The 12,338-nt window shown below is 54.3% G+C and carries 10 protein-coding genes; all 10 read left to right on the forward strand.

The window, feature by feature from the left end; all coding sequences use genetic code 11:
* Window positions 1–562: polysaccharide biosynthesis/export family protein (locus E5W87_RS07635; protein ID WP_292395509.1), on the forward strand; the 562-nt coding region annotated here is incomplete at its 5' end.
* 56 nt (window positions 563–618) lie between these two features.
* Complete coding sequence (locus E5W87_RS07640; protein ID WP_292395511.1) at window positions 619–2,997, forward strand: polysaccharide biosynthesis tyrosine autokinase; 2,379 nt, start codon at window positions 619–621, stop codon at window positions 2,995–2,997.
* Window positions 2,885–4,147: a hypothetical protein gene (locus E5W87_RS07645; protein ID WP_292395513.1), complete on the forward strand. Its 1,263-nt coding sequence runs from the start codon at window positions 2,885–2,887 to the stop codon at window positions 4,145–4,147. The genes E5W87_RS07640 and E5W87_RS07645 overlap by 113 nt, the downstream gene beginning before the upstream one ends.
* Window positions 4,144–5,532 (forward strand): O-antigen ligase, encoded by a 1,389-nt coding sequence (locus E5W87_RS07650; RefSeq protein ID WP_292395515.1) that lies wholly within the window; start codon window positions 4,144–4,146, stop codon window positions 5,530–5,532. The genes E5W87_RS07645 and E5W87_RS07650 overlap by 4 nt, the downstream gene beginning before the upstream one ends.
* A gap of 43 nt (window positions 5,533–5,575) precedes the next feature.
* The gene (gene rfbA / locus E5W87_RS07655) at window positions 5,576–6,457 is read left to right on the forward strand and encodes a glucose-1-phosphate thymidylyltransferase RfbA (RefSeq protein ID WP_292395517.1); all 882 of its coding nucleotides are present in this window, start codon (window positions 5,576–5,578) and stop codon (window positions 6,455–6,457) included.
* 1 nt (window position 6,458) lies between these two features.
* On the forward strand, window positions 6,459–7,013 hold the full coding sequence (gene rfbC / locus E5W87_RS07660; RefSeq protein ID WP_292395518.1) for a dTDP-4-dehydrorhamnose 3,5-epimerase: 555 nt from the start codon (window positions 6,459–6,461) through the stop codon (window positions 7,011–7,013).
* Between the two features lie 25 nt (window positions 7,014–7,038).
* A complete protein-coding gene (rfbB, locus tag E5W87_RS07665; RefSeq protein ID WP_292395520.1) occupies window positions 7,039–8,109 on the forward strand; it encodes a dTDP-glucose 4,6-dehydratase in 1,071 nt (356 codons plus the stop codon).
* Window positions 8,106–9,014, forward strand: a complete 909-nt coding sequence (gene rfbD, locus E5W87_RS07670) for a dTDP-4-dehydrorhamnose reductase (protein WP_292395522.1) — start codon at window positions 8,106–8,108, stop codon at window positions 9,012–9,014. Before rfbB ends, rfbD begins: the two co-directional genes overlap by 4 nt.
* Window positions 9,011–11,662 carry a glycoside hydrolase family 99-like domain-containing protein gene (locus E5W87_RS07675; protein ID WP_292395524.1) on the forward strand — a complete coding sequence of 884 codons (2,652 nt, stop codon included), beginning with the start codon at window positions 9,011–9,013 and terminating at the stop codon, window positions 11,660–11,662. Before rfbD ends, E5W87_RS07675 begins: the two co-directional genes overlap by 4 nt.
* On the forward strand, window positions 11,646–12,338 hold a 693-nt coding region (locus E5W87_RS07680), incomplete at its 3' end, for a hypothetical protein (RefSeq protein ID WP_292395526.1). The genes E5W87_RS07675 and E5W87_RS07680, both read left to right, overlap by 17 nt.

Below are 12,338 nucleotides of genomic sequence, written 5' to 3' on the forward strand. Positions count from 1 at the left end.
ACCTTTGTCTCCGAACGACGTGCTCGAGGTGAATGTGTTTCAGGTCGATAATCTGAACAGAACTGTTCAAGTCGACGCCGGCGGGCAGATTTCGCTTCCCCTTATCGGCACCGTCGCCGCGGCGGGAAAAACCGTCCGTCAGTTGGAGCAGGAAATCGAAACGGCTTACGGCGCCAACTACCTGCAGTCGCCCGATGTGTCGGTGTACGTCAAGGAATCGATCGGACAGCGCATTACCGTCGACGGCGAAGTCGCCAGGGCCGGTATCTTTCCGGTATCGAGCAATTCTTCTCTCATCGATGCGATCGCCCTTGCCGGAGGGTTCAATAACGTTGGAGACGCAAAAAAGGTCTTTGTCTACCGGACTATCGGCCGAAACACGTTGGTCGCAAATTACAACGTGGAGGAGATTCGTGCTGGCAAGAGCCGCAATCCACGTATCTACGGTGGTGACAAGGTTGTCGTCTTCGCCTCGAAATCGAAAATTGCGATGAACAATCTCAAGGACGCTCTCGGAGTTGCATCAAGCGCAGCGAGACTTGCAGTGGTCCCGGGACTATAAATTGCAGCTGGTCGGAATTTTTGGAATACAGACAAACCCCAGGATTATGTCGCACCATGCTCGATCGTAACCGACAGCATCAAATTGCAGGTCCAGGGCACGGCCAAGCCCTGTCGGCCGACCTGTATTATGACGGCGCGCAAAACTATAGCCCCTACGGCCGCGATTACTCGGAGCAGGACGAGGGCTTCAATCCGCTCAAGCTGCTTTTTTACGTTGTCCAGTATCGGTGGCTGATCGTCATGATGGCGGCGGCCGGGCTTGTCGCCGGCGTCGTCGTTACCATGATGCAGACGCCAAAATATCAGGCAACAGCGCAATTGGAAGTGCTGGTTCCTTCCGCCAAAGTTTTCCAGGACATTGAAGTGGTTTCTGAAACCGGCGATCTGCGGGCCTTTCAAACGGCCCGGGAGAAGCTGAAAAGCCGCGCATTGGCCCAGCGCGTAGTTTTCCAACTCGGTCTTAGCGAAAAGCCGGACTTCCTATTCCCGACGCCGAACTTCTCACCTAGCAATATTTTCTATCGTGCGTTCGGCCTTTCCAAGTCGCCTTCCATTGAAGAGAAAACCCCGGAGGAACGTGAGAGGATTGCGATCGGTCGCGTTCTAAATGACCTCACTGTCAATCTGGTTACTAATACTAGCCTCTTGTCGATTACGTTTGCTGACCAGAAACCGAAATATGCTAGTGACGTAGCGAACCAGGTTGCGCAGAGCTTCATCGATCAACGCTTGGACCAGACCAGCGAAACGTCCGACCTGGCACGACAGTTTATCCAGGAACAGGTTTTGCAGGTAAAGCAAAAGCTTCAGAAGTCCGAGGAGGACTTGGTTGCTTATGCAAAGGATGCCGGTATCACCATAACCGGCGACGAAAAGTCGCTGATTGGGTCGAACATCGAGGCCTTGAACACAGCGCTCGCGACAGCAATTCAGGAACGTCTCGATGCTGGCCGGATCGTGGAACAAATCGACAAAGGTCGCGGGTCGAGCCTTGGCCCGGTCCTGGAGAGCGAAGGTCTGCAGAAGCTCAGTGACAAATTGGCCGATTTGACCAGCCAGTATCAACAGAAATTGGGCATATTGAAACCTGGTTTTCCAGAGATGCAGCAGCTTCAATCGCAGATCAAAGAGTTGCAACGACTTTATAACAACGGCGTTTTGACAATAACCGACTCACTGCGGCAGAAATACCAGGAAGCTCAGAACAAGGAAGTCGATCTTAGCTCCAAACTCGCTGAGATGGAAAAGCAACAGATTGTCTTCAATGACAAAAATATCAAATATACCATCCTGAAGCGCGAGGTCGATTCGAACCGGTCGCAGTATGACAGCCTTATCGCCAAGCTGAATGAGGTCGGCGTCAGCTCCGAACTGAAGTCACAAAGTGCGGCAATCGTTGATTTCGCGACGCAGCCCAGGAGTCCTTATTCTCCGCGCCTGCCCATCAATCTTGCAATCGCGATGGCCCTTTTCTTGGCCCTGGGCGCATCAATTATCTATATCATCGAGTTGCTGAACAACACCTTCACCAACCCTGAGCAAATCGAGAAGGAATTGGGATTGGCGATGCTCGGCATTTTGCCCCATGTCGAAGACCGGGAACTAATAGCCAGCATCGCCGATCAGAAATCAGGATTATCCGAAGCCTACCGCTCGCTTCGGACATCGCTGCAATTCTCCGGTGCCGAAGGCGCGCCCCGATCGCTGCTGGTCACGAGTTCGGAACCCTCGGAAGGTAAGTCTACCACGTCGTTCAAGCTAGGACAGGATTTTGCCGCTCTCGGTGCAAGGGTTCTCATTGTCGACGGCGATCTTCGAAAGCCCAATCTTCACCGGCTGTTTGGCCTCGACAACACAATCGGACTGAGCAATCTCCTGACAAACACCGTCCGCAAGGAGGATCTGGCAAGCATCTTCAGGGCGACGAAATACCCAAATGTGACTGTTCTGACTTCCGGAACGATCCCACCGAACCCCGCGGATTTGCTCTCTTCGCCGAAGATGGCACTGATCATCACCAATCTCGGCAAGCGCTTCGACCTTGTCATAATCGATGCCCCACCGGTCGTTGGCCTTTCGGATGCGCCTATCCTCAGCCGACTTGCCGAGGGCACATTGATGGTCATCTCTACCAATCAAGTGACACGCAAGTCGGCGAAGACAGCGTTGAAGCGCCTACGAGCTGCTGGCGCGAATGTGGTCGGAGCGGCGATGTCGAAATTTGCGGTGAACAAGTTCGATTACAACTACGCCTACAAATATATGAACTACCAGTATTACGATTACGGCACGAGTACCCAGAAAATTGAGGGCAAGATCGATGACGGAGCAGGCCAGCCCGCTTATGCGAAATCTCCGGCGCTCAGGCGTCTGGTTCGTCGCATCCGTTCTGGTGTTGGTGGCTTCCTCGATCGGGCTAAGTCGGTTTCTTGAAACCGAAACGCCGGCCGTTTCTCTTGCACTGGATCCGTTGAACGTCGATGCCTTGATAGGCGAAATCACCGCCGACCTGAACGATACAAGCAACGCACCCGATCTTTTCGACGCATTGCTCGACAAGGCCGAAAGCGCGCTTCGTTTTGACCTTGCGGACGCACGTCTCTACAGCCTGATCGGCGAGATCAAGTACCGACAGGGTAAAAAAGACCAAGCTTATGAGTTTTTCGATCAAGCTCGAAAATTATCCAAGACGGAGATCCACGCGCTCCAGAGGTCGATAGGCCGTTCGATCGAAACAGGCGATCTGTCAAAGGCCGTCGGCGAGATCGATATTTTGCTGCGGCGATGGCCAGATCAATTTCCTGCGATTGCCGAGGGGCTGCCGACAATCCTCTTGAACCCCGATGGATACCAGGCGGTGCTGGCAGCCATCAGGGGCGCGGCGCCCTGGAGAGCCAATCTGTTGGTCACGCTTGCTAAGACCCCCGAGGGCCTCGATTTTGCAAACCGACTGTTGCTCGATTTGACTGGTACGAGCGCACCCCCGAACAGGAGCGAACTGTCCTATGTGATCAACGGCAATATTCGTCAGAAAGAATATGAACAGGCGTATCGCTTGTTTCTTTTCAGTCTGTCCGATCAAGAGCGGAAATTAGGTGGATACATTTTCAACAGCACATTTGAGCCTGTGTCTAGCGGCAAGCCTTTTGATTGGCAGGTCGGCGATCAGTCGGGCCTGGAAGTTACGTTTGTATCATCTCAAGATGCGGTCGAAGGCGAGGGTGGGGCAACGGTCCGCTTCCTAAACACGCCCGTCAAGAACACAGCTCTTCAGCAATATATCGAACTGCCTCCAGGCTCCTACAAGATTTCTCTGGCTGCGTCCGCAAGAAACCTGAAGCTGCCAAAGGAGTTGTTCTGGTCGATCAGATGCGTGGGGCCGGCCGGCGAAACAGCGCGTTTCAATATTCCGGAGGGTACATACAATCGCCAGGCGCTCAGTCAGGATTTTTCGGTTGGACCGGCTGGGTGCCCCATGCAATTGTTGAAGCTGGAAACTGCCGCAATCGCCGAGAGCTGGCGCTTTCGATATGTCGGTACGTTGATAATGCACAAATTGAGCATCGAGAGACTTTCATCTTGAGCGATCGGCCATCGGAATGGGATAAATATCTCCTCGGATCGGTTCTGTTTATATCGCTGCTGATCGGCGGTGGCACTGCAAGCGGCCTCTATACGGACACGCTGATTGAGATCGCGGCAATTGTCTCGGCGGCAGCTGTCTTTTCACAGAAGTCTGGCCAGAGACTCCCCCACTCTGTTCTGTGGCTGCTTATCTTCGCGGTGGCGTTGGTGATCTTGCAAATTATCCCGCTGCCTGCGGCCATATTCAGTGGATTGCGACCAGAGCTGTTGCTCGCGGATTCCGAGCTGGTTGGAGAAACCCGATTTCGTTTCGTCAGCGTCGGAGTTGGACGGACGATTGAATGTCTGTTGTATCTGGTAGCGTCGGCGGCATTTTTTTTGAGCGTATTGCGTTTGCGCGCCGAGCAGGTGCGTGGGCTTCTGCCATTCTTTTTTATGGGTGTTATCTGCAACGGCTTGGCAGGCGCGATTCAGTATTCGCTCTCAGATGACATCGCCATAGTAGGATTGTTGCCCTTCACGATCAATGCCGGGCTTTTTGCCAATCAGAACCATTTTGCGGCTTTACTTTTTGTTTCTATTCCCTTCGTCGTTTATTACGGTCTGTTCCGAGGACATCTTTTGTCTGGATCGGTCGGGCTGGTCACGCTTTTGCTGCTTCTTTTGGCAGCCGGTTCGCGCGCCGGTGTTCTGATTGGGCTGGCGATCACCGTACTCTCCATCGTCTTTCTTTCAGCGCGTTCCAAGGCGAGTGGAGTCGGCATCCTGGTGATTTTCATCGCGCTTTCGGTCTACACCATGGGCGCGTGGACTAGGATCGATGCCGAGGCGGTTGATCCGGATTTCGGGCGAGGAGAATTCGCGCGTACCACTGTCGAGGGGATCAAAGAAAATTTGGCTACCGGCGTTGGATTTGGGAATTTTCAAAAGGCTTATCAGATATACGAAAAAGAAGAGATGATTTTCAAGCAGTTCGTAAATCATGCCCACAACGAGTATCTTGAAATAGCCTTCGAAGGTGGAGCTCTCGCCATTCTGCTGATGGTGCTTTATTTCGTAATTCTTTTGATGGCGTTTACTAGAATTCGCCGCGATCCTCTTCAAAAGGCGGCGTTTCTCTCCGTGTCCTTTCTTCTCATCCATTCACTGGTTGATTATCCGTTGCGGACCGAAGCGCTTGCAATGACGTTTGCGTTTATGAATGCCATCATCTTCCACAAAGGATTTGCAGACCGTTTGGCCCAGAAGAACGAATTGATCGAGATCGACCACAACGGTGACAAATTGTTCGTTCCGATCGAAACTTCGTCCCAACGCAAGCCAAGATTGACAAGCCGCCGCGCGAAACATAAGCACGAACGCGCGAAACATAAACACGAATAAGTTGCGTCGGCTGGGGAGCGAAGACGGTTTTTAGGAGAGCTTGTTGAAAGGCATTATCTTGGCTGGGGGTAGCGGAACCCGGCTCTATCCGCTGACCCTGGCGGTTTCTAAGCAAATCCTGCCGATATACGACAAGCCGATGATCTACTATCCGCTGAGCGTCCTGATGCTGGCGGGGATCCGCGAGGTTCTGGTCATCTCGACCCCGCGCGACCTGCCAGTTTTTCAAGATTTGCTTGGTGACGGATCGGAATTCGGGCTTGACCTGTCCTATGCCGAGCAGCCGCATCCCAACGGCCTTGCTGAAGCCTTCATCATTGGCCGCGACTTCATCGGCAATGACAGCGTCTCGATGATTCTCGGCGACAACATCTATTTCGGCGAAGGGCTGTCGCAGCTCTGCCGCACAGCAGCTTCCCGCAAAAGCGGTGCCTCGGTGTTCGCCTACCATGTCGAGGACCCGCAACGCTATGGCGTGGTTTCGTTCGACAAGGTCAGCGGCTCCGCTTTGACGATCGAGGAAAAACCACAGGCACCGAAGTCGAATTGGGCCATCACCGGCCTCTATTTCTACGACAATGATGTCGTGAATATAGCCCCGACGATCCGGCCCTCGGCGCGTGGCGAGCTCGAGATCACGGCGGTCAACAACGTCTACCTCGAACGTGGGCAGTTGCAGGTTCATCAGCTTGGCCGCGGCTATGCCTGGCTCGATACCGGCACGCATGACAGCCTGCATGAAGCCTCTTCCTTCGTGCGCACGATCGAGCATCGTCAGGGTATCAAGGTTGCCTGTCCGGAAGAAATCGCCTTCGAGCAGGGCTGGCTGACGGCGGACAAGGTTCTGCAGCGCGCCACGCGCCTGGGAAAGAATGAATATGCCGCCTATTTGCGCAAGCGCGTCATCGAGTTGACGGAGAGCTAGGGTGCTGGAGATCAGACCACTCGGTCTCGATGGCGTGCTGGAGATTATCCCGAAGCGGTTCGGCGACACGCGGGGATTCTTTGTCGAAACCTACAACGCCGAGCGGTTTTCAGACGCCGGTATCGATCTGCGTTTCGTCCAGGACAATCACTCCTATTCCGCTGCCGCGGGTGTGTTGAGGGGGCTTCACTATCAACTTCCCCCGCGTGCCCAGGACAAGCTACTGCGCGTTGTCCGCGGCAGGATTCTTGACGTTGCGGTCGATATTCGCCGCAGCTCGAAGACATTCGGAAAATGGGTGGCCCTCGATATCTCCGCCGAAAAGGGCAATCAAATTTTGGTGCCGAAAGGCTTCGCGCACGGTTTCGTCACGCTCGTGCCGGACACCGAGGTGCTGTATAAGGTCACCGACACCTATTCGCCGGAGCATGACCGATCGATCCGTTTCGACGATCCCGCCATCGGCATCGAATGGCCGTCGATATCAGGCGGATTTCAACTTTCGGACAAGGACCTCAAGGCGACGACGCTCGCCACCGCCGAGGTGTTCGCGTGAAAGATGTTTACGTGAGGAGAGCGGCATGAATTTTCTGGTGACTGGCGGTGCCGGCTTCATCGGCTCGGCGGTGTGTCGGCATTTGTGCGGCAATCCGGCCTACCGGGTGACCAACGTCGACAAACTCACCTATGCGGGAAACCTCGCCTCGTTGCGGCCGATCGAAAACGCGCACAACTACAGATTCGTGCACGCCGATATCTGTGACGACAGGACGATTCTGGAAGTGCTGCACCGCGACGACATCGACGTCATCATGCATCTTGCCGCCGAAAGCCATGTTGACCGGTCGATCGACGGGCCGGGCGCGTTCATCGAGACCAACATCGTGGGAACCTACCGAATGCTCAATTCGGCCCTGGAATATTGGCGCAGACTTCCCGACGAGAAGAAAAGCCGTTTTCGTTTCCATCATGTTTCGACCGACGAGGTGTTCGGCGATCTGCCCTTCGACAGCGGTATCTTCACCGAACAGACGCCCTATGCACCGTCTTCGCCCTATTCGGCGTCGAAGGCCGCATCCGACCATTTGGTGCGCGCATGGCATGACACCTACGGCCTACCGATCGTCCTGTCGAACTGTTCGAACAATTACGGTCCGTTCCATTTCCCCGAAAAGCTGATCCCGCTCGTCATATTGAACGCGCTCGACGAAAAACCATTGCCGGTCTATGGCGCCGGCGCGAACGTGCGCGACTGGCTTTTCGTCGAGGACCATGCGCGCGCCTTGGCCACGGTCGCGACCCAGGGCGCGGTCGGGGAGAGCTACAATATCGGCGGCGGCTCGGAACGTACCAATCTGGCGGTGGTCGAGGCGATCTGCAGCATCCTCGACAGCAGGCGGCCGCGTTCCGCCGGTCGGCGCTATCGCGATCTCATCACCTTCGTTGCCGACCGCCCGGGCCATGACCGGCGCTACGCAATCGACGCTTCGAAAATCGAGCGCGACCTCGGCTGGACGCCGCGCGAGAGTTTCGACAGCGGCCTCGCCAGAACGGTCGACTGGTATCTTCAGAACGAGTGGTGGTGGGGTCCGATCCGCCGCGAGCACTACGCCGGCGAGCGGTTGGGTGAAGCGCACAAGGGTGCCGCGTGAGGCTTGTCGTCACCGGACGCGACGGGCAAGTTGCTAGGAGCCTTGTCGAGCGTTCGCATGCGCGCCTAGACTTCGAGGTTGTTACGCTCGGCAGGCCTGAACTCGACTTGGCGAAGCCGGAGACGATCGCACCGGCGCTGGCCATTGCCCGGCCTGACCTGGTCGTGTCCGCTGCCGCCTACACCGCAGTCGATCAGGCCGAGGACGAACCGGACCTCGCCTTTGCCGTCAACGGCGCCGGCGCCGGTCATGTCGCCGAAGCTGCGGCAGGACTTGGCGTTCCTGTCATCCATCTGTCGACCGACTATGTCTTCGACGGAAGCGGCGAGGGGACCTATAGCGAAGATGATGAACCCGCTCCGCGCAGCGTCTACGGCGCCTCGAAACTCGCCGGCGAGCACGCGGTCGCCAAGGCCAACCCGCATCACCTCATCTTGCGCACGGCATGGCTCTACAGTCCGTTCGGCAGGAATTTCGTCAAGACGATCCTGAAGCTGGCAACTGATCGCGACGAGATAGCTGTGGTGGCCGACCAATGGGGAAACCCCACTTCCTCCCTTGATATTGCCGACGCGATCCTGCACTGCGCGGCGATGCTGCACGGCAACAAGGGCTTTGCTTCCTTCGGCGTCTATCATCTGGCGGGAACCGGCGAGACCAACTGGAGCGGCTTTGCCCGTCTTATCCTGGACACAAGCCGCGTGCTTGGTGGCCCCGATGCGCGGGTGCGGGATATCGCCACCGTGGATTATCCGACCAAGGCGCAGCGCCCGGCCAATTCTCGCTTGGCGACGACGAAATTCACGTCCGAGTTCGGATGGACGGCGCCGGAATGGCGAGAGTCGACGAAAGAGGTGGTCCGTCGTCTTCTGATCGGAGAGACGAGACAGACATTGACAGTATGAACAAGCAACCATCTCCGGAAAATATGCGTAATGCGAAGCCCGCGCCACGTGCCGCCGAAAAAGCAGCGGCGAAGGCGCGAGCCAAAGCCAAACCGGCCTCCGCCAAGCGCACCTGCATTATGGTGCTCGGCATGCACCGTTCCGGCACCAGTGCACTGACCAGGGCGATCAGCCTGCTCGGCGCCGGGTTACCGAAGAATATGCTCGGCGCCAATCCAACCAACGAAACAGGCCACTGGGAGCCGCTGCGGCTTATGGAACTCCATGACCGGATGCTGGCCGAGGCTGGCAGCCGATGGGACGACTGGCGGGCTTTCGATCTGAGCGACCTGTCGAAGGCGCGTGCCCGACTCTATCGGGCCGAGATCGCACGGTTGATCGACGAGGAATATGGCAACGCATCGCTCCTGGTGCTTAAGGAGCCGCGCATCTCGCGTTTCGTGCCGCTGTATGCGGACGTCTTGAAGTCGATGAAAATCGATCGGCGATACGTGCTTGCAAGTCGCAATCCGCTTGCGGTCATCGCCTCGCTGGGCAAACGGGGCGGGTCAACGCCTGGGTTCGGTGCGCTGCTTTGGCTTCGTCATCAATTGGAAGCCGAGTGTTCGACGCGCGGGGCGCCACGCGTGTTCGTATCCTATGAGGGGATGGTACAAAATTGGCGACTGGTCCTAGAAAAAATCGGCACTGCGCTCGATCTTGTCTGGCCACGGCCAATCGAGGAAGCCGCCGCTGAAGTCGACGCCCATATTTCAACCGATCACCAGCACCACGTAGCGAGTGACGGCATGCTCTTGGCGGACGAGCGAGTCGGGAACTGGGTGAAAGATGCTTACTCTGCACTCAAGGCTTTGGAGATACATGCCAATGATGCCACGGCCATGGCAATGTTGGACCGCATCAAAGATGAGTTTGATGCGGTCGCTCCCGTCTTCGGCGATGCATTCTTCCCTGAACTTGATACGCGTCTTCAGGTGCTCAATCGAGAAAACACGGCCCTGCGGCAATTATTTGAACAGCGCGAAGACGAGATAGCGAGACTGACATCTGAGCAAAGGCAAAAAGATTCACAAGTTCAGGTGTTGACCACGAAACTAACAGATGAGCGCGCGGATTTTCTACGTTTGACGGAAGAATCAAACTATCTAACACACGAACTTCAAAAAAATCAAAACCTGGTCATTGATCTAAATCATCAAATACAGAATTTTAAGGCCGAAAAACTAGCACTCGAAATTCGATCAAACGGCGAATTGTCGAGTTCCGCACGCGAAGCCGGCAATCATTCAGCTTCGTTTGAGGCCCTTTCCAAAATTCCGGAAGAGCAAGAAACAGTAGATATCAAAGAAGATGATACCAAATTAATAGCTTTTTACCTGCCTCAATTTCATCGAATAGACGAAAATTCTGAATGGTGGGGGCCGGGGTTCACTGAGTGGACAAATGTTGCCAGAGCCACTCCAAACTTCGTTGGCCACAATCAGCCAAAAATTCCCCGTGATTTGGGATACTACGATCTTACGCACCCGAATACCATGCGGGAGCAGGTAGAAATTGCCAAGCTATACGGATTGCATGGGTTTTGCTTTTACCACTATTGGTTCAGTGGCAGAAGGGTACTGGAGGCGCCTGCCAATATATTTTTAGAAAGTGATTTAGATTTCAAATTTTGCATGTGCTGGGCCAATGAAAATTGGACGCGTGCTTGGGATGGCGACACGAAAAATGTCTTGCTCGAGCAAAAGTATGCCGAAGGAGATGCCGAAGCATTTATCGACGGGATGCTGGCTTACTTCGATGACCAAAGATATATCAAAATTGACGGTGCGCCTCTGTTGTTAGTTTATCGGGCCAAGGAGATACCGAACCCCCAGCGCTGGTTTTCTACATGGCGTGATCGTGTCACCGCTCATGGATTTCCAGGCCTCCATATTTGCGTGGTCGACTTCTACGACATATCCGCACCCGAAGAAGTTGGGGCCGACTCGCTGGTCGAGTTTCCGCCACACAAATTTAACGGACCTCAGAATCACCCGTCTGAATTTCCCGCAATTACAAATCCCAACTTCTCTGGCGGTATAGTTGACTATCGAAAAATGATCGCCCAAAGCGCCAATCGTCTGAGGCCGTCCTTCAAAATGTTTAGGGCTATTATTCCAGGTTGGGACAACACGGCGCGCCGACAGAACAACCCGACGATAATTGTTAACTCGACGCCTAAACTATTTGGTGAGTGGCTTCGCTTCTTACGCTTTCAAGCCAGGCAGGATCATGCTGAACCTGACAATCGCCTTATCTTTGTCAACGCGTGGAATGAATGGGGTGAAGGGTGCTATCTGGAACCCGACCAGCAATGGGGCCTCTCATATCTAGAAGAAACGCTTCGGGGGAAGTTCTTTCACCCAGCCAGCGAACCTGTCGGGATTGATGCCGCTCGATCGCGTTTATTCGATCGGCTTGTGGCAATAGCCAATCACGGAGAGATTTCGAGTACCCCCATACCTAAGGAGACTTTTCTAAATATTAGACCTCCCGGCCGAATAGCCGAAAGAGCATCAGCGGTACTTCGACAGTCTTCAACACTGCATGCCATTGCCAGATATCTATATCGTCATTTGCGGCAGAAGGGGCGTGGTTACAGTGGATAGCGTGGCCGTTGTTGCTCATTTCGATGTAAATGATCGCGTCGAACCCAATTTTTTTGACCTATTGACTGATCTCTGTGGGTTATTTGACAGAGTCGTTCTTGTGACGACCAGCAAAAGTGCTCCCGATCTGATAGAAAACTTACCTAATATTACAATAATAAGGCGGCCTAATTTTGGATATGATTTCTATAGCTACCGCGTTGGATTGACCTACGCGTTAGAAAATTGGGAGGTGGGCAACATACTGCTGATAAATTCCAGCTTTGTAATCCTATCACGCGATGTTTTTAGGCGCGCGTTAAGTAGGATGTCCAAATTGGGTTCTGCTTATGATGTGGTTGGGGCGACTGAGTCTTTGCAGTTTTCCTGGCATGTTCAGTCGTATTTGTTATTTTTAGGAACAAGTATTATTGAACGACCGTGGTTTATAGCGTTCATGAATAGTATAGAGCCAACTAACTCAAAAATCGATACTATTATGAAGTTTGAGATCGGTTTGTCCTCGGAACTAAGACGCAATGATGCTGTGGTCACAACTCTCTTACAGCCGTCCCTTGAGCAAATTGAGGACGCCAGCCATGGCTGGAGCGAAGGCGACAAGAAGCAGTATGCCGACAAGCTAGATGTCGTTTCTGGTGCAACGCCGCCAATTCAGAACTTTAATCCCGTGCACCAT

The sequence above is a fragment of the Mesorhizobium sp. genome (assembly GCF_004962925.1).
Taxonomy (GTDB): Bacteria; Pseudomonadota; Alphaproteobacteria; order Rhizobiales; family Rhizobiaceae; genus Mesorhizobium.

Bases quoted from the DNA above. Each gene is read 5' to 3' on its own strand.
- E5W87_RS07640 (WP_292395511.1), top strand. From the start codon at position 619: ATGCTCGATCGTAACCGACAGCATCAAATTGCAGGTCCAGGGCACGGC.
- E5W87_RS07645 (WP_292395513.1), top strand. From the start codon at position 2,885: ATGACGGAGCAGGCCAGCCCGCTTATGCGAAATCTCCGGCGCTCAGGC.
- rfbB (WP_292395520.1), top strand. From the start codon at position 7,039: ATGAATTTTCTGGTGACTGGCGGTGCCGGCTTCATCGGCTCGGCGGTG.
- E5W87_RS07675 (WP_292395524.1), top strand. From the start codon at position 9,011: ATGAACAAGCAACCATCTCCGGAAAATATGCGTAATGCGAAGCCCGCG.